The sequence below is a fragment of the Streptomyces roseolus genome (assembly GCF_014649855.1).
Taxonomy (GTDB): Bacteria; Actinomycetota; Actinomycetes; order Streptomycetales; family Streptomycetaceae; genus Streptomyces; species Streptomyces roseolus.
Map to the genome: position 1 here is coordinate 1 of NZ_BMTV01000055.1, position 21,066 is coordinate 21,066.

Genomic DNA, 21,066 nt, shown 5'->3' on the forward strand with positions numbered 1-21,066 from the left:
ATCGTTCCTTCGGGGACGGTCAGGTCGACGCCGTCGAGGACGACCTTGTCGCCGTACGACTTGCGCAGACCGTTCGCGGTGAGGGCGGCGGGTGCCGTGTGCGTGCTCCCCTGGCTCGGGAGCGACGGGTTGGACATGGGCATGACAGAGAAAGGCATGGGGGCCTCCGATCGGGGCTGGGGTGGGAAGGGGAGGGCGGACGGGCTGAATCGGCTGGGTCGGGGCCGCGCGTGGTCGGTGCCCGGTGGGGCGCGGCCGGGCCGGGGGCCGGAATCCGGGGTCGTTCGCAGGAGGGCGCGCGCGGAGCTCGTGCCGTGCCGTGTCGGTCCCGCGGCGCGCGCCGGGGTCGTGCCGGACCGGGACGGTGCCCGACCGGTGCCGGGCGGTTCGGCGGTGGTGCCGGGTCCGGGCCCGGGACGGTCGTGCGAGGCGGGGCGCGGCTCGCGCCTGGGCCGTGTCGGGGCCGAGGTCGGACGACCGGGCGGGGCGGGTACGGCCGGGAACCGTGTCCGGCGTCCGGGGCGGGCCCGGTCGGAGTCCGTGTCGTGCCTCCTCCGGCCCGCCGGCGGTGCGGGGTCAGGGGCGGGCGCGGCGGATGTCGATGTTGCCGTGCCGGGTGCGGGCGTGGACCTTGACGGTCTCCTCCGACGCCTCGGGGGCGTCGGCGGCCGTCAGGCCGTTGCGTACCTGCCCGCTGCCGGAGACGGCGTCGAGCCATGCGGCGGTGCCCTCGCGGATGCCGACGTCGATGGCGCCGTAGTTCGTCTCCAGCCGGGCCGTCCCGCGGGCGATCTCGCCGATGCGGACCGTGCCGTGGGCCGTGGTCGCGGTGACGGAGTCCTCGGCGCGGTCCACCGTGATGTCGCCGTGCGCCCCGCTCACGCGGAGCTCGCCGGTGACGGCGCCGACCGTCGTGGTGCCCGCCGAGTTCTTCAGGACGGCCGGGCCGTCGACGAAGCCGACGCGCATGCTGCCGGAGCTGGTGGTGACCTCGGCCGCCCCTTCGACGCGGTCCACGGTGATGGAGCCGTGCGAGGCGGTGAGGTGGAGCGGGCCGGTGGTGTCGAACCGGGCGTCGCCGGACGAGGTCTTCACGCGGACCTCGCCGAACCGGCCCTCGCCGAGGATCTGGGTCCAGGCGCCGTCGACCTCGACCCGGGAGCCGGTCGGCAGCTCCACCGTCACGTCGACGACGCCGGTGCGGCCGAAGAGGTTGGACTTGGGCGTCCGCACGGTCAGCGTGCCGTTGGCGTACGACACCTCGGTCTGGGAGGCGGTCCGTACGTCCAGGTCCTTCTTCGGGTTGCGCGGCGTCACCTCGACCACCGTGTCCGTACGGTCGCCGGCGACGAACTGGAGGGAACCGGCCTCCACGCGGGCCAGGGCCGAGATCGCTGCGGGAGTGTCGAAAGAAGGCATGGCTGTCCCGTCCTCTTGGGTCTCTGGAACGTCCCCGCTGGTGGGACGTGATGGGGTGGAGCGGAGTGGAACGCGGGTGCCGTGCGGGTTACCGCACCCAGCCCGTGATGCTCTGGCCGACGGAACGGGGCCGCTCCGCCGTGCGCGGGCGGGCCGCGCCGCCGCCGTCGAGCGCCGACGACACGGCCCGTACCAGCCAGGCGTTCACCGACAGGCCCTCGCGGCTCGCGGCCTCCTCGGCCCGCGCCTTGAGGGGGGCGGGCAGGCGCAGGTTCACCCGGGCGACCGCCCCCTCGTCCGCTTCGGGGACCACCGGGGCCGCGAGCGGCTCGGCGGGCTCCGACGGTTCCACGGGTGCCGCGCCGCCGTCGGCGGGCGGCCGCGTCACCACGAAGTCCGGGTCGAGACCGCGGAGGCGCACGTCGACCGAACCGGGGGCGAGTTCGCGGGTGATCTCGTCCGTCGCCGCGGAGAGCACGTTGAGCATGGTCAGACGGGCCGCCGACTCCAGCGGGGCGGTGAGCCGCTCGGCCAGCTCGCGGGCCGCGTCGCCACCGGCTTCGGCGGCCACCGCGAGTTCGCGGCGGAGGGTGTCGACATACGGGGTGAGGTCCATGACGCCATCATGGCACCATGATGGCGTCATGTGCAACCCCTCATGGCGCCACATGGCGCAGGGTGGCGCCGTCGTGGCGTCGGATGGTGTCGAATGGCGCCATGTGGCGCCAATGGTGGCAGTGGATGGCGTCACATGGTGTCGCGGGGGCGTCCTCCACCTCGCGCGCCGTCCGGCCGGCCCGCCGTCGCCCCCCGCCCTCTCGCCAACTCCCCTGTATTCACGCATGGTTGACGGTAGGTCTGGACCAATCTACGGTCTCCTGGAGCGCGCGCCACGCCCCGGACCGACCCCCCACGTCCCAAGGAGCACCCGGATGCCAGGCTCACGGATCGCCCGCGCCCTCGGGGCGGGCCTCACCGCCCTGCTCGCCGCCGTCGCGGCCACCTCCTCCCAGGCCGCCGCCGCCCCCACCGTGACCACCGGGGCCGCCGCCGACACCTGTGCCCTCAAGCCCCGTCCCGCCGGCAAGGTCCTCCAGGGCTACTGGGAGAACTGGGACGGCGCCGCCAACGGCGTCCACCCGCCCTTCGGATGGGCCCCGATCGACGACCCCCGGTTCGCCGCCCACGGGTACAACGTCATCAACGCCGCCTTCCCCGTGATCCGCTCCGACGGAACCGTGCTGTGGGAGGACGGCATGGACCACACCGTCAAGGTCGCCACCCCCGCCGAGATGTGCCGCGCCAAGGCCGCGGGCGCCACCGTCCTCATGTCCATCGGCGGTGCCGCCGCCGGCATCGACCTCGGCTCCGCGGCCGTCGCCGACCGCTTCGTCGAGACGATCGTGCCGATCCTCCAGCGGTACAACTTCGACGGCATCGACATCGACATCGAGACCGGTCTCGTCGGCAGCGGCAGCATCACCACCCTCTCCGCCTCCCAGGCCAACCTGATCCGGATCATCGACGGCGTCCTCGCCCGCATGCCCGCCGGCTTCGGCCTGACGATGGCGCCCGAGACCGCGTACGTCACCGGCGGCAGCGTCGCGTACGGCTCCATCTGGGGCGCGTACCTGCCGATCGTGAAGAAGTACGCCGACAACGGGCGCCTGTGGTGGCTGAACATGCAGTACTACAACGGCAGCATGTACGGCTGTTCCGGCGACTCCTACTCCGCCGGCACCGTCGCCGGCTTCACCGCGCAGACCGACTGCCTCGACCGCGGCCTCGTCGTCCAGGGCACCACCATCCGGGTCCCGTACGACAAGCAGGTCCCCGGCCTGCCCGCACAGCCCGGCGCGGGCGGCGGCCACATGGCGCCCTCGCTCGTCGCCCAGGCGTGGAACCACTACGGCGGCAAGCTCAAGGGCCTGATGACCTGGTCGGCCAACTGGGACGGGTCGAAGAACTGGACCTTCGGCGACAACGTCAAGCGGCTCCAGGGCCGTTAGCGACCCACGGGCGGGGCGCGTCGCGTCCGCCCCGCCCCTCGCGTGTTACCCGCGGGTACGCCATGATGGCGGCGACAGTGAACACGACCATCCCGGGGGCTGACGCAGCGGTGAGCGACGACAAGCGGAACACGGTGCACGCCTTCCGGGACGACTCCCTCGGGGAGCACGACGCCGTCGGGCTCGCGGAGGCGATCCGGCGGCGCGAGGTGAGCCCCGCCGAGGCCGCCGGGGACGCGGCCGCCCGGCTCCGGGCGGTCGCCGGGCTCCACGCGGTGCAGACCCCGCTCCACCTGCCGTCCTTTGGCGGCGGGAACGGCGGGGCCTTCGCCGGAGTCCCCACCCTCGTCAAGGACAACACCGACTTCGCGGGGCTGCCCACCGGCCACGGCAGCGCCGCCTTCACCCCCCGGCCCGCCCGCCGGCACGCGCCCTTCGTCCGGCAGTTCCTCAGCACCGGCGTCACCGTCCTCGGCAAGACCCGGCTGCCGGAGTTCGGCTTCAGCCCCGCCACCGAGTACGAGAACGCCGAGCCGGTCCGCAACCCCTGGCACACCGGACACTCCCCCGGCGGGTCCTCCGGCGGCGCGGCGGCGCTCGTCGCAGCCGGAGCCGTACCCCTCGCCCACGCCAACGACGGCGGCGGCTCCATCCGGATCCCCGCCGCCTGCTGCGGACTCGTCGGCCTCAAGCCCACCCGGGGCCGGGTCGTCGGCAACGACCAGAGCCGGCACCTGCCCGTCGACCTCGTCGCCGACGGCGTCGTCACCCGCACCGTCCGCGACTCCGCCGCCTTCCTCGCCGCCGCCGAACGCTACCGGCGCAACCCGAAGCTGCCGCCCGTCGGCCTCGTCGAGGGCCCCTCGGACCGCCGCCTGCGCATCGGCTTCCTGCTCGACTCGCCGAACGGCGTCGCCTGCGACGACGACACGCGCGCCGCCGTCACCGAGACCGCCGCCACGCTCCGGGGCCTCGGCCACACCGTCGAGCCCGTCACCATGGACCTGGACCCCCGCTTCACCGGCGACTTCCTCACCTACTGGGGCATGCTCTCCTTCCTCCTCGGCGCCACCGGCCGCACCTTCGGCCCCGACTTCGACCGCCACCGCATGGACGGCCTGAGCCGGGGGCTGCGCGAGGAGTACGTGAAGCGGTGGCGGGACACGCCGGGCGTGCTGCGCCGGCTGCGGCGCACCAAGGAGGCGTACGCGGCGGCCCTGCGCGGCCTCGACCTCGTCCTCACCCCGGTCCTCGCCCACACCACGCCCCCGATCGGGCACCTCAGCCCCTCGGTCCCGTACGCCGTCCTCGTCGAGCGGATCCTCGCGTACGTCGCCTACACGCCGGTCGACAACGTGGTGGGCACCCCGTCGATCTCGCTGCCCAGCGCCCGCACCACCGCCGACGGCCTGCCGGTCGGCGTCCTCCTCTCCGGCCGCCCCGGCAGCGAACGCACCCTCCTGGAGGCCGCGTTCGCCCTGGAGGCCGAGCGGCCCTTCCGGCGCATCCAGGACGCCTGAGGCCCCGCTCCCGAGCGGGTGACGGCGCGGCGGGCGACGGAGGTCCGGCCCGCCCGTCCGGGCCGGAGCCGCCGAGGACGCCCCTGACGCCACGGGCACGTCAGGCCGCGCCTCAGCCCGGGAAGTGGCAGGCCACCTCCCGGGGTTCGGCCGCCGCCGGCGGCCGCAGGACCGGGCGCTCGGTGCGGCAGACCGGCTGGGCCTTCGGACAGCGGGGGTGGAAGGTGCAGCCGGGCGGGGGAGCGGCGGGTCCGGAAGGATCGCCCAGGAGGGGGATGCGCTCGCGGGCGCGCTCCGCCGCCGGGTCCGGCAGCGGTACGGCGGAGAGCAGCGCCTGTGTGTAGGGGTGGGCGGGGGCCTCGTACACGTGCCGCTTGGCGCCGATCTCGACGATGCGGCCGAGGTACATGACCGCGACCCGGTCGCAGACCCGTTTCACCACCGACAGGTCGTGGGCGATGAAGAGGTAGGCGAGGCCGAGTTCGTCCTGGAGCCGTTCCATCAGGTTGACGATCTGGGCCTGGACGGAGACGTCGAGGGCCGAGACGGGCTCGTCCGCCACGACGAGGCGCGGGCCGGTCGCGAGCGCCCGCGCGATGCCGATGCGCTGGGCCTGGCCGCCGGAGAACTCGTGCGGTCGGCGGTCGGCGTGTTCGGGGATCAGCCCGACCATTTCCATCAGTTCCACCGCGCGTCTTCGTGCCTCCCTCGCCGGACTGCCCTGGACGAGGAGGGGGTCGGCGATGATCCGGGCCACCGACTGGCGGGGGTTGAGGGAGGAGTGGGGGTCCTGGAAGACCATCTGGATCTCGCGGCGGAGCGGCTTCATGGCCCGCTGCGAGAGGTGGGCGAGGGGGCGGCCGTCGTACTCGACGGTGCCGGCGGTCGGTTCCAGGAGTCGGACGATCATCCGGCCGGTGGTCGACTTGCCGCAGCCGGACTCGCCGACGAGGCCGAGGGTCTCCCCGGCCGCCAGGTCGAAGCCGACGCCGTCGACGGCCCGCACGGGCGCCGAGCGGCGCCGCCCGGGGAAGGTCATGGCCAGGTCCCGGACCCGCAGCAACGGCGGCGGCCCGTCGGAAGGAGTCGTCGTGCTCACGGGGCGGTCCCTTCGTGTGCGACGGCCGGGAGGGCCGCGAAGTGGCAGGCGGCGGTGCGGCCGTCTCGCCCGGTGAGGACCGGGCGTTCGTCCGCGCACCGGTTCCGCTCCTCGGGCGTGCCCGCCGCCGCGCGGGCGCAGCGGGGGGCGAAGGCGCAGCCGGGGGCGGGGTCGAGGAGGGACGGCGGGGTGCCGGGGATGGCGCGGAGCGGTACGTCGTCGGGGTCGTCGAGCCGGGGGAGCGAGTCGAGGAGGCCGCGGGTGTACGGGTGCGCGGGAGCGGCGAACAGGGCGTCCACCGGGGCCTGTTCGACGGCCCGGCCGCCGTACATGACGAGCACCTCGTGGGCGACGCGGGCCACCACGCCCAGGTCGTGGGTGATCATGACGACGGAGAGCCGGCGTTCCTGCTGGAGGCGGGCGAGCAGGTCGAGGATCTGGGCCTGGACGGTGACGTCGAGCGCGGTGGTCGGCTCGTCGGCGATGAGGAGGTCGGGTTCGCAGACCAGCGCCATGGCGATCATGACGCGTTGCCGCATGCCTCCGGAGAACTGGTGCGGGTACGCGCCGGCGCGCCGTTTCGGCTCCGGGATGCCGACCTCGGCGAGCGCCTCGATCGCGCGGGCGCGGGCGGCGGCCCTGCGGGTGCCGAAGTGGACGCGGTGGTGCTCGGCGATCTGCTCGCCGACGGTGTGGTACGGGTGGAGGCTGGAGAGCGGGTCCTGGAAGATCATCGCCATCCGCCGGCCGCGGAGCCGGTTGAGCTCCCGGTCGGGGAGGCCGACGAGTTCCCGGCCGTCGAGGGCGACGGAACCGGTGACCTCGGCACCGGTGTGCAGGCCCATGACGGCGAGCGAGGTCACGGACTTGCCGGAGCCGGACTCGCCGACGATGCCGAGGGTGCGGCCGTGCGGTACGTCGAAGGAGAGGGAGTCCACGGCCCGGACGGGGCCGCGCGGGGTCGGGAAGGTGACACCCAGGTCCCGGACCGTCAGCAGCGGGGGCGGGGTGGTGTCGGCCATCAGTACCTCACTCGCGGGTCGACGACGGCGTACAGCAGGTCCACGGCGAGGTTGGCGACGACGATGAAGGTGGCGGCGAGCAGCGTCACGCCGAGGACGACCGGCTGGTCCCCGGTGGTGAGGGCGCCGTGGAAGAGGCGTCCGATGCCGGGGAGTCCGAAGAGGGACTCGGTGATGACGGCGCCGGCGAGGAGGCCGCCGAGGTCCATGCCGAAGAGGGTGAGGACGGGCGTCATGCCGGCCCGCAGCCCGTGCTTGACGACGACCGTGCGGCGCGGCAGGCCCTTGGCGCGGGCGGTGCGGATGTACGGCTCCGCCATGGTCTCGATCATGGCGTCGCGGCTCTGCCGGGCGTACATGGCGGCGTACAGGATCGCGAGGGCCAGCCAGGGCAGGAGCAGATTGGACGCCCAGGCCGGAGGGTCGGTGGTGAAGGGCACGTACTGCGGGTAGGGCAGCAGGCCGGTGAGCCGGATCAGCCCGTGGATGAGGAGGACGGAGGTGAAGTAGACGGGCAGGGAGGCGGCGGCGACCGCGCCGACCATGAGGGCCCGGTCGGTGAGGCTGTCCTTGCGGAGGGCGGCGGTGACGCCGGCCGTCAGGCCGAGGGCCAGCCAGAGGACGGCGGCGCCGGCCGCGAGCGAGGCGGAGACGGGCAGCCGGTCGACGAGCAGGTCCCAGACGCCCTCGCTGTTCTCGTAGGAGTAGCCGAGGCAGGGGACGTCGCAGCGCAGGGCGTACGGGCCGGTGCCCAGGGTGCGGCCGGTGAAGATCCCGGTGACGAAGTCGGCGAACTGCCGCCAGACGGGCGCGTCCAGGCCCATGGTGGCGCGGATCGCCTCCAGGCGTTCGTCGCTGCACGCCTTGCCGCAGGCGGCGGCGGCCGGGTCGGAGGGAAGGACGTGGAAGAGGGTGAAGGTGACGGCGGCGACGGCGAGGAGGACGCCGAGCATCCCGAGGAGCCGGCGGCCGAGGTAGAGGATCACGTACGGCTCCCCCGGGGGTCGAGGACGTCGCGCAGCGCGTCGCCGAGGAGGGTGAAGGCGAGCACGGTGAGGAAGAGGCAGAGGCTCGGGACGAGGAAGTACATGGGGTCCGTGTCGTAGTAGGCGACGCCCTCGGCGATCATCTGGCCCCAGGACGGGGTCGGCGGGCGGACCCCGACGCCGAGGTAGCTCAGCGCGGCCTCGGTGGCGATCATGCCGGGGACCATCAGCGTGGTGTACGCGATGACCGGTCCGGCGACGCCCGGGAGGATGTCGCGGGCGAGGATCCGCCAGGGGCCGGAGCCGCCGACGCGGGCGGCGTCGACGTACTCGCGGTGCTTGAGGGAGAGGGTCTGGCCGCGGACGACCCGGGCGACGCCGGGCCAGCCGAAGAGGCCGATGACGAGGGTCATGAGCAGGATCCGGTCGACGTCCCCGGCCACCGACATCATCGCGATCATGAAGATGAGGGAGGGGAAGGACATGGTGAGGTCCATCAGCCGGGAGAGGACCGCGTCGGTGCGGCCGCCGAAGTAGCCGGCGGCGATGCCGGCGGTGGTGCCGGCGAGGACGACGATCGCGGTGGCGGCGAACGCGATGAGCAGGGAGACCTGGGCGCCGTGCACGACGCGGGCGAACAGGTCGCGGCCGGTGACGGGTTCGACGCCGAGCCAGTGCTCGGCGGAGACGCCGCCGAGCGGCCCGATCGGCAGCCCGCCGAGGTAGGGATCGACGGCGGACTTGTCGAACTCCTCCGGGCCCCAGCCGCCCAGCGCGCCGATCAGCGGGGCGGCGACGGTCATCGCCGCGAAGAGGGCGACGACGGCGAGCGAGACCTTGAGGGAGGCGCGGCGGCGCAGCTCCGCGCGGACGAGCCGCCAGGCGCCGTCGGCCGGGTGGACCGGGGCGGCGACGGCCGTCGGAGGCGTGGGTGCGGGACCGGGCGCGGGGCCCGGCCCGGGCGTGGGCGGAAGCGTGGTCATGGGGGCGTCGTTCCTCAGTCCACGCTCTTCGACGGGTCCTTGAGACCGACGGTCGCGTAGTCGATCTGGCCGCCCCAGGAGGTGTGGCCGTAGGCGCCGGCGACGTTGGTGCCGACGAGGAGGGAGCGGCGCTTCGTGGCGGCGGGGGCGACCGGGGCCTGGGCGAGGATCCGCGCGTCGAGCTCCTGCCAGGCCTGGTGGGCGGCGGCGCCGTCGGTCATGGCGGCGATCTCGTCCATCCGCTTCATGGTGGCGGCGTCCTCGAAGAGGGAGTGGTTGCCGGAGTTGCCCTTCTCCTTGATGGAGCGGCCGTCGAAGACGAAGGGGAGGAAGGTGGTGCCGGAGGGGAAGTCGGGGCACCAGCCGGTGTAGACGAGGTCGGTGCGGTTCTTGGTGTCGCCGATCGTGTCGTAGAAGGCGGACGGGTCGACGGTGTCGATGGTGACCTCGATGCCGGCCTTGCCGAGGGACTGCTGGATGGCCTCGCCGATGGCCTTGTCGCCGGTGGAGACGGTCAGCCGGGTGGCGAAGCCGTCGGGCTTCCCGGCCTCCTTCAGCAGGTCCTTGGCCTTCTCGGGGTCGCCGGCCGGCGGGATCTTCAGGGTGTCGGGCTGTTCGCCGCCGGTGAAGAGGGCGCCGGGCATGGCGGCGCTGGAGGCGTCGGCGACGGCCGGCCCGCCGGCGGCGGTGACGACGGCCTCCCGGTCGAGGGCCCACTGGACGGCCCGGCGCACCTTCAGGTCGTCGAAGGGGGCGCGGCCGGTGTGCATCTGGAGCATGTCGGTGCAGCTGCTGGACTCGGCGAGCAGCCGGGCCCTCACGTCGGCCCGGGTGAGGACCTTGGAGACGGATTCGGGGCGGAGCTGGGCCCAGGAGATCGCGGAGGCGTCGGTGCCGGAGGAGGCGATGAGGCGGTCGTCGACCTGGTTGCCCTTGAGGCCCATGGTGACGACGATCCGGTCCGGGTAGGCCTTGCGGACGGGGTCGGTCTTTGGGTCCCAGTGGGTGTTGCGGACGAGGACCATGCGCTTGTCGCGGGCGTAGCTCTCGATCTTGTACGGCCCCGAGGAGAACGGGCGGTTGTCGTACCGGGGGCCCCCGTCCCGCTTCGGCGGCACCGGGGCGAAGGTCGGCAGGGTGGCGGCATAGGGGAACTCGGCGAAGGGCTTGTGGAGTTCGAAGACGATCGTGCGGGCGTCGGGGGTCTTCACCGAGTCGAGGTGCCTGCCCCGGGCGGGGCCCTGGTAGCCCTCGGCGCCCGCCAGGTAGCGGGCCGCGTAGTCGGGGCCGCCGGGCAGGTCGGGGGAGAAGGACCGTTCGACGTTGTGCTTGATGTCCTGGGCGGTGATCGGGGTGCCGTCCTCGTACTTCAGGCCGGGCTTGAGCCGGAAGGTCCAGGTCCTGGCGCCGTCCGACGGGGTGCCGAGGTCCTCGGCGAGGTCGGGGACCAGCTTGCCGCCCCGGGCGCCGGGCGCCGCCTCGTACGTGACGAGGGTGCGGTAGAGCAGCCGGGTGCCGAAGTCCATGTCGGGCATGACCCAGTTGCGGGCCGGGTCGAGGTGCGTGAAGTCCTGGTTGGACAGGACGGTGAGGGTGCCGCCCCGCTGCGGGGTGCCGCCGAGGACCGCGCCGGCGTTGGCGACGGCGGGGTTCTTCCGCTCGGGGCCGCCGGCCTTTCCGCCGGGCGGGGCGCCGGAGCAGGCCGTGAGGCCGAGGGTCAGGGCCGGCACCAGGGCGAGGGCCAGGGTGTGGGTGCGCGTGGTCATGGGTCACTCCGAGGAGGGCGGAAGAGCGGCCGGACAGTCAGTGCGGCCGGAATGTGACCCGTAACATAGTAATGTGAAATTGTACTGACAAGGCGGAGGATCCCGTTCGATCCGTCCGTTACCCATCCGTGTCCCTTTCGGGCCCCTCCGCCCGTCGGCCGACCCGGCCGTGCCCGTCCGGCCACGCGCCCGGGCCGGCCCCGGGCGGTCACCAGCCGAAGCGGCGGTCCACGACGGCGGCGAACTCCTCGTAGCTGAGGACGCGGTCACCGTTCTGGTCCGCCGCGTCGAACAGCGCGGCGGACTCGTCGTCGCCGCCGACGCCCCAGAAGGGGATCGCGCCGCGCGCCGCGAGCGTGGGCCCCTTCTCGCGCAGGGCCCTGATGACCTCCGTACGGGTCAGCGTGCCGTCCTGGTCGAGGTCGAGCGCGTCGAAGAGGGCGCGGGCCTTGTCGCTCATGACGTGTCCTTGGCTCGGTCGTGGGCTTCCTGCCCGGGAGGACGCCCCGGACGCCCGCCGGGTTGCCCGGGGGCTGTCCGGCGGATCGTGGCCCGGGCCGCGACGCCTGGCAGGCCCTAGGCTCTTCCCATGGCGACGTCCCCGGTTCCCTCCGCTCCCGAGCTCCTCGTCCTGCACGCCGTACGGCTGCGGGGCATGACCACCGAGGAGGAGGCCGCGGCGCGCTACGGGCTCGATCCGGAGGCCGTGGCCGAGCTGCTGCTCGACCTCGAGGCGTACGGGAGGGTCACCCGGTCCTCCTTCGCCGGCACCTCGGGCTGGAGCCTGACCGACCGGGGGCGGGCCGAGGGGGAGCGGCTGCTCGCCGAGGAGCTGGCCGGGGCCGGGCACGAGGCGTTCGTCCGGGAGCGGTACCGGACCTTCCTCGCGTACAACGCCCGCTGTCTGACGGCCTGCACCGACTGGCAGCTGCGGCCCGACGAGAGCGGGCGCCTCGCCGTCAACACCCACGGGGACCCGGTCTGGGACGGGCGGGTCCTCGACGAGCTGACCGCGCTCGGCGGGGTCATCGACACCCTCTCGGGCGAGCTCGGCGCCCTGCTGCCGCGCTTCGGCGGCTACGGCGAGCGCTTCACCGGCGCCCTCGCCCGGGTGCGGCGTGGTGAGCTGTCCTGGGTGGACCGGCCGCGCGCCGACTCCTGCCACACGGTCTGGATGGAGCTTCACGAGGACCTGCTGGCGACGCTCGGCATCCGCCGGGGCGAGGAGCCCGTCCCGTAGGCGAGGACGAAGGTGACGGTGATGAGGAGCGCCCAGGCGCCGAACTTGGCGATCGAGACGGGCTGCCAGCCGTCGAGCTGGTCGGGGTAGCTCCAGGCGCCGGCGTAGGTGGCGGCGTTCTCGGCGATCCAGAGGAAGAAGCCGATGAGGGCGAAGGAGAGGGCCAGCGGCATCCGGTGGTCCTCCTCGCCGACCCGGAAGCGGACCCAGGTGCCGGCGGTGGCGAGGAGCAGCAGCGCGGCGAGGGGCCAGCGGACGTCGGGCAGCCAGTGGTGGCTGAAGAAGTTGAGGTAGACCGCCCCGGCGAGGACCGTCATGACCCGGGGCCGGTAGCCGGTCAGCCGCAGGTCGAAGAGGCGCCAGGCGCGGCACACGTAGCTGCCGACGGCGGCGTAGAGGAAGCCGCCGTACAGGGGCACGCCGCCGAACTTGGTGACCGCGTCCTCCGGGTAGCTCCAGGAGCCCATGCGGACCTTGACCAGCTCGAAGACCAGGCCGATGAGGTGGCAGACGGCGATGACCGCGACGTCCCGGCCGCTGTCCCAGCCGAGCCGCCAGGCCAGGAAGGTGAGCAGGATCCCGTAGCCGAGGAGCAGGTCGTAGCGCGCGACGGGCAGCTCGGGCAGGAGCGCGGAGACGGCGATGCCGGCGACGAGCGCGACGGCGAAGGCGCAGCAGCGCGCCTCCAGCAGGGCGAAGCGCAGGAGCTGGCGGAATCCGTGCGTGATCTGGTCCATGCGGGAGGGGACGCGCCCGCGCGCGTGTGCGGTTTCCGCCGCGCGGGCCGCGTCAGCGGTGGTCGTGGTGGTGGGCGCAGCGCGGGGCGGTGAGCAGCCGGCGGACCATGTCGCCGGCCTCGGCGGCGTCGCGGGCCTCGCCGGGGAAGAGGAGGCGGAGGTCGCAGTGGCCCTCGCCGTATTCGCAGCGCAGCGACACGGCGTGCCGGTCGATGGCGAGGGGGAGGGCGCGGACGACGCCGTGGGGGAGGCGGGAGCCGGCGAGGACGACGAGGTCGGAGACGAGGTCGGCGTGGGCGTCGGCGAGATGGGTGAGGAGGGCGGCCTCTTCGAGGGCGAGCGGGTCGGGGGCGGCGAGGGTGTACGCGCCGGGGGCGACCTCCTGGACCCCGGCGCCGGTGCGCAGGGTGGCGCGGGCGAGGTCGAGGCGGAGCGAGCCGAGGTCGCCCGGGGTGGCGGGGGCGAGCCGTCCGGTGAGGGCGACGCGGGCCCGGACCCGGTCGCGCAGGGCGGTCGGGGCGATGTCGGTGAGGTCGATCCGGGCGTCGAGGCCGCCGAGCGGGGTGCGGGAGAGGCGGTCGGAGAGGGGGGTGTCGGCGGGCGGGTGGAGGGTGATCCGGCCGCGGGCGCCGACGGTGTGGGCGCCGAGGAGGTCGTAGGTCCGGCCGTCGAGGGTGAGGGAGAGGGAGACGGCCCGGGCCAGTACGGAGCGGACCTGTTCCGCGGCGGTCTGCTGGGGCAGGGCGGGGGACGGGGCGACGCGCACGGAGACTCCTCGATCGATTTTTAGGTAAGGCTAACCTAACCATCGCCCTCCGGTGGTGTCCAGGAGGTGATCGGGCCTGTCGGTCCGTCGGGTGAGGTGCCGTCCGTGGTACTGCCGTACGGGGACATGAACCTTTTGTCCCTCTGGGCGAGGAAAGAGGCCGCGGATGGCGAAAGTCGAACAGGACCCGAGCGCGGGCGAGGAGGAGGGCCGGGGCAAGGGCGGGGGCGGGCGCGGCGCTCGGCCGGTGACGGCGGACCTGCCCGATCCCCGCCACCGCCACCCCGCCCGTACCGACCCGGTCGTCTTCGGCGTCACCGCCGTCCTCGCCCTCGCGTTCGTCGTCTGGGGTGCCACGGCCACGGACAGCCTGCAGTCGGTGTCGAGCAGCCTGCTCGACGGCCTGATCCGGGACGGCGGCTGGGCGTTCATGCTGGCCGCCTCCGGCTTCGTCGTCTTCGCGCTCTGGCTGGCCGTCAGCCGGTACGGGCGGATCAAGCTCGGCCGCGAGGGCGAGGGGCCGGAGTTCCGCACGGTCTCCTGGATCGCCATGATGTTCAGCGCCGGCATGGGCATCGGCCTCATGTTCTACGGGGTGAGCGAACCGCTCGCCCACTACGGCACCCCGCCGCCCGGCACCTCCCCGGCCGACCCGGCCGAGCGGATGGAGACGGCGATGGCCACCACCCTCTTCCACTGGACGCTCCATCCGTGGGCGATCTACGCGGTCGTCGGACTCGCCATCGCCTACTCGACCTTCCGCCGCGGGCGTCGGCAGACGATCAGCGCCGTCTTCGTGCCGCTGATGGGCAAGCGCCGGGCGCTCGGCGGGCCGGGCCGGGTCGTCGACATCCTCGCCATCTTCGCCACCCTCTTCGGCTCCGCCGCCTCGCTGGGGCTCGGCGCGCTCCAGATCGGCAGCGGTGTGGAGGAACTGGGGTGGTTGGAGAGGGCCGGCACGGGCCTGCTGGTCGGCATCATCGCCGTGCTCACCGTCGCCTTCGTGCTCTCCGCGGTCTCCGGCGTGGAGAAGGGCATCCAGTGGCTCTCCAACATCAACATGGTGCTCGCGCTGCTGCTCGCCCTGTTCGTCTTCGTCGCCGGACCCACGGTCATCGTCCTCGACCTGCTGCCGACGTCGATCGCCGCGTACGTCGGCGACCTGCCGCAGCTGGCCGGCCGCACCGAGGCCACCAGCGGCGAGAACATCCATGCGTGGCTGGGCGGTTGGACCGTCTTCTACTGGGCGTGGTGGATCTCCTGGACGCCCTTCGTCGGCATGTTCATCGCCCGGATCAGCCGGGGCCGGACGATCCGTCAGTTCATCGGCGGCGTCATCCTGGTGCCGAGCGCGGTCAGCCTGGTCTGGTTCGCGGTCTTCGGCGGCACGGCGATGCGGATGAGCGAGCGGGGCGAGCTCGCGGGCGAGACGACGCCGGAGGGCCAACTGTTCGGCGTCCTCCAGGAGTTCCCGCTGACGGGCGTGACGAGCCTGCTCGTCATGATCCTCGTCGGGATCTTCTTCGTCTCGGGCGCGGACGCCGCCTCCATCGTCATGGGCACCCTGTCGCAGCGCGGCGCGATGGAGCCGACGCGCCCGCTGGTGGTCTTCTGGGGCGTGGTCACCGGCGCCGTCGCCGCGATCATGCTGCTCATCGGCGACGGGCAGGGCGACGCCCTGGCGGGTCTGCAGAACCTGACGATCCTGGTCGCCGCCCCGTTCGTCCTCGTCATGATCGGCATGTGCGTGGCCCTCATGCGGGACCTGCGCGACGATCCGCTGATCGTGCGCGGCCAGGTCGGCGAGGAGGTCGTCGGGGTCGCGGTGATCGCCGGACACGAACGGTACGACGGCGACTTCGAGCTCCGCATCGGCCCGGGCGCCTCCGGCGGCGCGACCCCGGCGCCGCCCGCCCCGACCGCCCCGCCCGCCGGGGGCGGTCCCCGCTGACCGGGGGCCGGCCTTCCTCAGGGGCCGACCGAGCGCCAGATCCGGTCGGGGAGGACCCGGCTCGCCTCTTCGAGGTCGACGTCGCCGATGGTGAGCCAGCGGCGGGCCATGGCGACGACGGGGCCCAGGACGAGGCCCTCGATGACCGGGGTCGGGAGGTCGGCCAGCTCGCCCGCCGTGCGGTGGGCGTCGAGCCAGAGCTCGATGGGGGTGAGCCGGGCCTCCTGGTTGTCGCGGATCTCGGTGGCGCGGGCCGTGCCCTCCTGGTCCGCGAAGGGGGAGTGCAGGAGGCGGGAGGCGGCCGGCTCCGTCCGGACGAAGTCCAGATAGGCGCGGACGACCGCCTCGATGCCGGAGCGGGCGTCCTGGTGGGAGAGCAGCGCGGTGCCCAGTTCTCCGAGGAGGCGGCCGAGCCAGCGCAGGGCGAGCGCGGAGACCACTCCGTGGAGGTTGCCGAAGTGGTGGTAGACGCTGCCGGTGCTGACGCCGCTCACTCGGGTGAGGGCGGCGACGGTGAGACCCGCCTCCCCCTCGCGCGCGTAGAGGTCGAGCGCCGCGTCGAGGACGCGCTCGACGGTGACTTCTCCGCGCTGCTGCTTCCGGCTCATCGAGCGGGGTGCCCCTTTGTCCGTGCGCCATGCCTGGCCTGGTGGTTCCGTACCTGGTCAGCATAGGAGGCGAGGCGGCCGTCCGACCCCGTCGCGCGGTCCCGGGCGGCCGGCGGCGGGGGCGGGGCGCTACGCCAGGGCGAGGAAGAGCTTCTCCAGCTCCGCTTCCGTCATCGGCGGACCGTCCGCCGGCTCCTCGGACAGGCACTGCCGCATCCCGCTCGCCACGATCTTGAACCCGGCCCGGTCCAGGGCCCGGGCGACGGCGGCCAGTTGGGTCACGACGTCCTTGCAGTCGCGGCCCGCCTCGACCATCGCGATCACCCCGGCCAGCTGCCCCTGGGCCCGCCGCAGGCGGTTCAGCACGGGTGTCACGGCCTCTTCGTCGACCTGCACGGCCGTCCTCCTTCTCGTCGACACCCCTGCCTCCAGGATACCCGGTGGGGTATTAAATCGGGCGGGATCCGTGGAGAGGGGTCACTCGCGGGCGGTCGCGGTACGGCTCCGCGCCCGCCGGGCGACCGCGCCGGCCACCGCCGCGAGACCGGCGGTGCCCAGGACCGCCCAGGTCGCCGGATGGGCCCGGACGTCCGGGTCGAGCTGCCGCACGAGCACGAAGGACCCCATCGCCACGACGAACCAGCCGAACGCCCGGCGGAGGGCGGCCTGCGGGATCCGGCCGGCCAGCCGCGCCCCGGCGAGGCTGCCGAGGACGGCCGTGGCGGTGACCGCCAGGGCGAGACCCCAGTCGACGACGGTGCCGGAGAGGTGCCCGGCGAGACCCGCGAAGGAGTTCATGGCGATGACGAGCAACGAGGTGCCGGCCGCGACGCCCATCGGCAGCCCGCCGAGGAGTGCGAGGGCCGGGACCATCAGGAAGCCGCCACCGGAGCCCACGAGCCCGGTCGCCGCGCCCACCAGGAGCCCCTCGCCCGCGACGTGCCGCACGGACGGCCCGGCGCCGGCCGGCTCCGGCGCGCGGGAGGCGCGGGGCGCGCGGAGCATGGCGGCGGCGGTGGCGAGCATCATCAGGGCGAAGGCGATGAGCAGCGCGGTCTCGGGGACGTACTCCGCGAGCCGTCCGCCGCCGTACGCGCCAGCCATGCCGAAGGCGCCGAAGAGCAGGCCGGCCCGCCACCGGACCCGCCGGGCCCGCGCGTGCGGCACGAGGGCGGCGAGGCTGGTCACGCCCACGACGAACAGCGAGGTCGCGATCGCCTCCTTCGGGCCGAGGCCGGCGAGGTGGACCAGGATCGGCAGGGTGAGGATCGAACCCCCGCCGCCGAGGACGCCGAGGGTGACGCCCACCAGCAGCGAGGCCGCGACGGCGAGCACGGTCACCGGGTGCTCCGCAGCTCCGCGAGGACGGTGCGGACGTCGGTGCGGGGGCCGCGGTTGTAGGGCAGCTTCGAGAGCAGGACGCCCAGGGCGCAGGTGTTGCTGAGCGCCGCGTAGGTGAGCCCGGCGCCGATCGCGGTCCCGACGAGGTGGACGCCGGGGACGAGGACGCCGATCAGGCCGGTGGCGAGGACGACGGAGCCGGCGACGAGCCGGACCTGACGCTCCATGTCCCACCGCTCGGGGCCCCGCTCGACGGGCGCGCCCGACCCCTCCCAGGCGACGATCCCGCCCTCCAGGACCCGCGGGTTCGGCAGCCCGGCGTCGGCGAGGGCCCGCTCCGCCTCCCGCGCCCGCTGCCCGGAACGGCAGACGAGGACGACCTCCTCGTCGAGGTGGGCGAGCAGCTCGGCGCGGTGCTCGCGCAGGGTGTGCAGCGGCACGTTGTACGAGCCCGGGATGTGGGCCGTACGGAACTCGCCGGGCGTGCGGACGTCGAGCAGCCGCGGTGCGCGGCCCTCCTGGACGAGGCGGTGCAGGGCGGCGGGGGAGAGGGAGGAGGTGGTGGTCATGGCGGGGCGGTTCCGTTCGTGTGGGTGGCTTCGGCGGGAGGGGGCGAGGGGCTCGGGCGGCCGGGTTCTCCGCAGGAGGGGCGGGCCGGTTCAGACGGCCGGGCTCTCCGCCGTCAGGGCCCAGGCCGCGTAGCCGCCGAGGAGGTCGGAGACGTCCTCGAAGCCGCGCCGGCGCAGCAGGCTCGCGGCGATGGAGGAGCGGTGGCCGCCCGCGCAGTGCAGGACGAGCGGCCGGTCGGCGGGGAGTTCGCCGGTCCGGGCGGGGAGTTCGGCGAGCGGCAGGTGGAGGGCCGCGCCGATGAAGCCGTCCGCGCCGCGTTCGCCGCAGCTGCGCACGTCCACGACGAGCGGCGGCCGGTCGCCCGCGAGCGCGGTCCGCAGGCGCGCCGCCGTGACGCGGCTCGCCGGGGCGACCTCGGCGGCGAGCGCCTCCAGCGCCGCCTCCGGCTCGGGGAGGTACCCCTCGACCCGGTCGAAGCCGACGCGGGCGAGGCGCGTGACGACCTCCTCCCCGCGCCCCTCGGGGGCGAGGACGACGAGCCGGTCGGCCGGGTCGAGGACGGTCCCGGCCTGCTCGGCGAACCGGCCGTCGGCCGGCACGTTCACCGCGCCGCGCAGGTGCCCGGCGGCGAACTCCCGCGGGTCGCGGGCGTCGACGACGACGGCCCCGGCGGCCCGCAGCCCGGCGAACCCGTCGGGCGTCAGGGCCCGGGCGGCGGTGGCGGAGTCGTACCGGCGCGGATCGACGACCACGGCGTGGCCCGTGCCCTCGTCCGCGATCAGGTACGAGGCGTGGGACAGGCAGTCGAGGTAGTACTGGGCGAAGAACACGGCGGAACCTCCCGCAAGCGATCTGATACCCCCCGGGGTATGAACACGTGCGACCGTACGGCTCGGCGTCGTGCCACGTCAAATACCCCCCTGGGTATTGAGTGGCGCGGACGACGGGGGTGACGGGGTGAAGGGGGCGGCGGGGGCGAAGAGGGGCGGCGGGCAACGGAAAGGGGCACCGCCGGTCTCCCGGCGGTGCCCCGCTCCGTCCCCTCCTCGGGCGGTTCCCCCGTGCCGCGGCCCCGCGGGTCAAGGCTCGTGACCGGCGGCGACCGCGAAGGTCCGGGCGATCAGCACCTGCTCCGCCCGCTTCTGGAGCCGGTCCGCGAGCCCGCGCAGCCGCGCCCCCTCGGCGGCGGGGATCGACAGGGCCACCGCGGCCGTCTCCGCGCCCACCGTGATCGGCACCGCCGCGCACGCGGTCCCCACCGCGTACTCCTGGTGCTCCAGGACCGGCAGGCGCCGCGGAGCCGCCGCCAGCCGCCTCTCGAAGTCGCCCCGCGACGCGACCGTGTGGGCGGTGAGCGCCGTCACCCGGTGGCGGCCCAGATGGTCGTCGCGCTCCTCCGGCTCCAGCTGGAGCAGCAGGCTCTGGCCGGCGGCGTGGGCGTGGGCGGTGGCGCGGAAGTCGGCCCACTCCTCGACGGGCGGCCGGGCCGGATTGTCCGACACGGCGCCGAGCCGCACCTCGCCGTCGAGGTACTGCACGAAGTACACGGCGGCGTCCAGCTCCCGGCTGAGCGTGTCCACCCAGGCCTGGATCCCCAGGGCCGGCTCGTGGACGACGGCGCCGGCGCCGCGGCGCAGCGGCGCGACGAGCCGGTAGGCGCCGTGGTCGTTGCGGACCAGGCCCTCGTGGACCAGGGTCCGCAACAGGTGGTAGGCGGTCGGCAGCGGCAGCACCGCGTCGCGGGCCAGCTGCTTGGCGCTCCCCGTGCCCCCGCGCCGCTCCAGCTCGTCCAGCAGCCGTACGGCCCGGCGTACCGACTGGATCAGGGTCGGTGCCGTGCCGCTCTCCCCCTCGCGACGGTGCATGCGTGTCCTTCCGTAACGCGCGGAGCACGGTGCTCCCGGAATCATGATCGGACAGTGAACCAAGCATCACATACCGTCAGGTAGCCCGGGGTGTCGGAACCGTGGCCGCCCTTCGCCGCGTGGTGCACTGCGGAAACGATCACTCGCGATCGCCGACGATCGCCTGCGAAGGGACGTCCGTGCACACCCAGAACCCCGGCGCCTCCCGCCGGACCGCGCTCACCCTCGGCGCCGCGACGGCGCTCACCACCCTCGGCCTCGCCGGCGCGGGCACCGCCCACGCCGCGGCCCGGCCGTCCGGCCGGGCCGAGGACCGGATCGCCGCCCGCCTGCGCGCCCTGGAGGAGCGGTACGACGCACGCCTCGGTGTGTACGCCCACGACGTGCGCTCCGGCCGCACGATCGCGCACCGGGACCGCGAACGCTTCCCGATGTGCTCGGTCTTCAAGACCCTCGCCGCCGCGGCCGTGCTGCGCGACCTCGACCACGACGGCACCTTCCTGGCCCGCCGGATCCACTACACCGCCGACTACGTCACGAAGTCCGGCTGGTCCCCGGTGACCGAGCGCCCGGAGAACATCGCGGGCGGCCTGACCGTCTCCGAACTCTGCGACGCCACCATCCGGTTCAGCGACAACACCGCCGGCAACCTCCTGCTGCGCGAGCTCGGCGGCCCCACCGCCGTCACCCGCTTCGCCCGCTCGCTCGGCGACCCGGTGACCCGGCTCGACCGCTGGGAGCCCGAGCTGAACTCCGCCGAGCCCTGGCGGACCACCGACACCACCAGCCCGCGCGCCATCGCCCGCACCTACGGCAGGCTCGTCCTCGGCCGGGCCCTCGACCCCGCCGACCGCGGCCTCCTCACCGACTGGCTGCTCCGCAACACCACCAGCCCCACCCGCTTCCGCAAGGGCCTGCCGGCGGACTGGACGGTCGCGGACAAGACCGGCGGCGGCTCGTACGGCGGCAACAACGACGTGGGCGTCACCTGGCCGCCGGACGGCGGCCCGATCCTCCTCGCCGTCCTCACCACCCGGTTCGAGCAGGCGGCCCCCGGCGTGGACGAACTGGTGGCGGGCGCCGCGGCGATCGTCGCCGAGGAGCTCCGCTAGGGTCTGTTGCGAAAGTGGATCTTGTTCGTTGATGATCACGTCCTGTGGGACGTGGGGATCTGACGAACGGCC

General features: G+C 74.2%; 20 protein-coding genes and 1 pseudogene. 5 read left to right on the top strand and 16 right to left on the bottom strand.

Annotated features, from left to right (window positions below; genetic code table 11):
• Positions 1-576 precede the first annotated feature (576 nt).
• A complete protein-coding gene (locus IE245_RS35655) occupies positions 577-1,419 on the bottom strand; it encodes a DUF4097 family beta strand repeat-containing protein (protein ID WP_189955456.1) in 843 nt (280 codons plus the stop codon).
• Between the two features lie 88 nt (positions 1,420-1,507).
• Positions 1,508-2,035, bottom strand: a complete 528-nt coding sequence (locus IE245_RS35660) for a hypothetical protein (protein WP_189955458.1) — start codon at positions 2,033-2,035, stop codon at positions 1,508-1,510.
• A 316-nt stretch (positions 2,036-2,351) separates the two neighbouring features.
• Between IE245_RS35660 and IE245_RS35665 the strand changes: the two genes are divergently transcribed.
• Complete coding sequence (locus tag IE245_RS35665; RefSeq protein ID WP_189955460.1) at positions 2,352-3,428, top strand: chitinase; 1,077 nt, start codon at positions 2,352-2,354, stop codon at positions 3,426-3,428.
• A 65-nt stretch (positions 3,429-3,493) separates the two neighbouring features.
• Positions 3,494-4,948, top strand: a complete 1,455-nt coding sequence (locus tag IE245_RS35670; RefSeq protein WP_189955491.1) for an amidase — start codon at positions 3,494-3,496, stop codon at positions 4,946-4,948.
• A gap of 112 nt (positions 4,949-5,060) precedes the next feature.
• Here IE245_RS35670 and IE245_RS35675 read toward each other — a convergent pair whose 3' ends face one another.
• The 6 genes from IE245_RS35675 to IE245_RS35700 form a co-directional block, all read right to left on the bottom strand.
• Positions 5,061-5,987, bottom strand: coding sequence for an ABC transporter ATP-binding protein (locus IE245_RS35675; protein WP_189955494.1), 927 nt, complete (start codon positions 5,985-5,987; stop codon positions 5,061-5,063).
• 56 nt (positions 5,988-6,043) lie between these two features.
• Entirely contained in the window at positions 6,044-7,069 is a 1,026-nt protein-coding gene (locus IE245_RS35680) for an ABC transporter ATP-binding protein (RefSeq protein WP_189955461.1), read from the bottom strand.
• Positions 7,069-8,055, bottom strand: a complete 987-nt coding sequence (locus tag IE245_RS35685) for an ABC transporter permease (RefSeq protein ID WP_189955464.1) — start codon at positions 8,053-8,055, stop codon at positions 7,069-7,071. The genes IE245_RS35680 and IE245_RS35685 overlap by 1 nt, the downstream gene beginning before the upstream one ends.
• Positions 8,052-8,858: an ABC transporter permease gene (locus tag IE245_RS35690; RefSeq protein ID WP_229852035.1), complete on the bottom strand. Its 807-nt coding sequence runs from the start codon at positions 8,856-8,858 to the stop codon at positions 8,052-8,054. Before IE245_RS35690 ends, IE245_RS35685 begins: the two co-directional genes overlap by 4 nt.
• A 194-nt stretch (positions 8,859-9,052) precedes the next feature.
• Positions 9,053-10,804, bottom strand: a complete 1,752-nt coding sequence (locus IE245_RS35695) for an ABC transporter substrate-binding protein (RefSeq protein WP_189955468.1) — start codon at positions 10,802-10,804, stop codon at positions 9,053-9,055.
• A 208-nt stretch (positions 10,805-11,012) separates the two neighbouring features.
• On the bottom strand, positions 11,013-11,264 hold the full coding sequence (locus tag IE245_RS35700) for an EF-hand domain-containing protein (RefSeq protein WP_189955469.1): 252 nt from the start codon (positions 11,262-11,264) through the stop codon (positions 11,013-11,015).
• A gap of 129 nt (positions 11,265-11,393) precedes the next feature.
• Between IE245_RS35700 and IE245_RS35705 the strand changes: the two genes are divergently transcribed.
• Positions 11,394-12,044, top strand: coding sequence for a transcriptional regulator (locus IE245_RS35705; protein WP_189955471.1), 651 nt, complete (start codon positions 11,394-11,396; stop codon positions 12,042-12,044).
• On the opposite strand, the gene IE245_RS35710 is transcribed toward IE245_RS35705, so the two are convergent.
• Together IE245_RS35710 and IE245_RS35715 are read right to left on the bottom strand one after the other, a co-directional pair.
• The gene (locus tag IE245_RS35710) at positions 11,987-12,781 is read right to left on the bottom strand and encodes a DUF817 domain-containing protein (protein ID WP_189955473.1); all 795 of its coding nucleotides are present in this window, start codon (positions 12,779-12,781) and stop codon (positions 11,987-11,989) included. The genes IE245_RS35705 and IE245_RS35710 overlap by 58 nt on opposite strands.
• 52 nt (positions 12,782-12,833) lie before the next feature.
• Complete coding sequence (locus IE245_RS35715) at positions 12,834-13,547, bottom strand: DUF2470 domain-containing protein (RefSeq protein WP_189955475.1); 714 nt, start codon at positions 13,545-13,547, stop codon at positions 12,834-12,836.
• Between the two features lie 166 nt (positions 13,548-13,713).
• Here IE245_RS35715 and IE245_RS35720 point away from each other — a divergent pair, with 166 nt between their 5' ends.
• The gene (locus IE245_RS35720) at positions 13,714-15,498 is read left to right on the top strand and encodes a BCCT family transporter (protein WP_189955477.1); all 1,785 of its coding nucleotides are present in this window, start codon (positions 13,714-13,716) and stop codon (positions 15,496-15,498) included.
• Positions 15,499-15,515: 17 nt separating this feature from the next.
• Here IE245_RS35720 and IE245_RS35725 read toward each other — a convergent pair whose 3' ends face one another.
• The 6 genes and pseudogenes from IE245_RS35725 to IE245_RS35750 form a co-directional block, all read right to left on the bottom strand.
• Complete coding sequence (locus IE245_RS35725; protein WP_189955479.1) at positions 15,516-16,106, bottom strand: TetR/AcrR family transcriptional regulator; 591 nt, start codon at positions 16,104-16,106, stop codon at positions 15,516-15,518.
• Between the two features lie 129 nt (positions 16,107-16,235).
• Positions 16,236-16,502, bottom strand: coding sequence for a metal-sensitive transcriptional regulator (locus tag IE245_RS35730; RefSeq protein ID WP_189955481.1), 267 nt, complete (start codon positions 16,500-16,502; stop codon positions 16,236-16,238).
• An 81-nt stretch (positions 16,503-16,583) separates the two neighbouring features.
• Positions 16,584-17,447 carry a sulfite exporter TauE/SafE family protein gene (locus IE245_RS35735; RefSeq protein ID WP_189955483.1) on the bottom strand — a complete coding sequence of 288 codons (864 nt, stop codon included), beginning with the start codon at positions 17,445-17,447 and terminating at the stop codon, positions 16,584-16,586.
• Positions 17,444-18,016 carry a rhodanese-like domain-containing protein gene (locus IE245_RS35740; RefSeq protein ID WP_189955485.1) on the bottom strand — a complete coding sequence of 191 codons (573 nt, stop codon included), beginning with the start codon at positions 18,014-18,016 and terminating at the stop codon, positions 17,444-17,446. Before IE245_RS35740 ends, IE245_RS35735 begins: the two co-directional genes overlap by 4 nt.
• Positions 18,017-18,106: 90 nt before the next feature.
• A pseudogene (locus IE245_RS35745) lies at positions 18,107-18,748 on the bottom strand (rhodanese-like domain-containing protein); the annotation flags it as partial.
• 348 nt (positions 18,749-19,096) lie between these two features.
• Positions 19,097-19,882 (bottom strand): IclR family transcriptional regulator, encoded by a 786-nt coding sequence (locus tag IE245_RS35750; protein WP_189955487.1) that lies wholly within the window; start codon positions 19,880-19,882, stop codon positions 19,097-19,099.
• A 179-nt stretch (positions 19,883-20,061) separates the two neighbouring features.
• Here IE245_RS35750 and bla point away from each other — a divergent pair, with 179 nt between their 5' ends.
• The gene (gene bla, locus IE245_RS35755) at positions 20,062-20,994 is read left to right on the top strand and encodes a class A beta-lactamase (protein WP_189955489.1); all 933 of its coding nucleotides are present in this window, start codon (positions 20,062-20,064) and stop codon (positions 20,992-20,994) included.
• The last annotated feature ends 72 nt before the right edge of the window (positions 20,995-21,066 follow it).

Coding starts and splice junctions, on each gene's coding strand:
- IE245_RS35655 (WP_189955456.1), bottom strand. CDS start 1,419: ATGCCTTCTTTCGACACTCCCGCAGCGATCTCGGCCCTGGCCCGCGTG.
- IE245_RS35660 (WP_189955458.1), bottom strand. CDS start 2,035: ATGGACCTCACCCCGTATGTCGACACCCTCCGCCGCGAACTCGCGGTG.
- IE245_RS35665 (WP_189955460.1), top strand. CDS start 2,352: ATGCCAGGCTCACGGATCGCCCGCGCCCTCGGGGCGGGCCTCACCGCC.
- IE245_RS35670 (WP_189955491.1), top strand. CDS start 3,494: ATGGCGGCGACAGTGAACACGACCATCCCGGGGGCTGACGCAGCGGTG.
- IE245_RS35675 (WP_189955494.1), bottom strand. CDS start 5,987: ATGACCTTCCCCGGGCGGCGCCGCTCGGCGCCCGTGCGGGCCGTCGAC.
- IE245_RS35680 (WP_189955461.1), bottom strand. CDS start 7,069: ATGGCCGACACCACCCCGCCCCCGCTGCTGACGGTCCGGGACCTGGGT.
- IE245_RS35690 (WP_229852035.1), bottom strand. CDS start 8,858: ATGACCGTCGCCGCCCCGCTGATCGGCGCGCTGGGCGGCTGGGGCCCG.
- IE245_RS35695 (WP_189955468.1), bottom strand. CDS start 10,804: ATGACCACGCGCACCCACACCCTGGCCCTCGCCCTGGTGCCGGCCCTG.
- IE245_RS35700 (WP_189955469.1), bottom strand. CDS start 11,264: ATGAGCGACAAGGCCCGCGCCCTCTTCGACGCGCTCGACCTCGACCAG.
- IE245_RS35705 (WP_189955471.1), top strand. CDS start 11,394: ATGGCGACGTCCCCGGTTCCCTCCGCTCCCGAGCTCCTCGTCCTGCAC.
- IE245_RS35710 (WP_189955473.1), bottom strand. CDS start 12,781: ATGGACCAGATCACGCACGGATTCCGCCAGCTCCTGCGCTTCGCCCTG.
- IE245_RS35720 (WP_189955477.1), top strand. CDS start 13,714: ATGGCGAAAGTCGAACAGGACCCGAGCGCGGGCGAGGAGGAGGGCCGG.
- IE245_RS35725 (WP_189955479.1), bottom strand. CDS start 16,106: ATGAGCCGGAAGCAGCAGCGCGGAGAAGTCACCGTCGAGCGCGTCCTC.
- IE245_RS35740 (WP_189955485.1), bottom strand. CDS start 18,016: ATGACCACCACCTCCTCCCTCTCCCCCGCCGCCCTGCACCGCCTCGTC.
- IE245_RS35750 (WP_189955487.1), bottom strand. CDS start 19,882: ATGCACCGTCGCGAGGGGGAGAGCGGCACGGCACCGACCCTGATCCAG.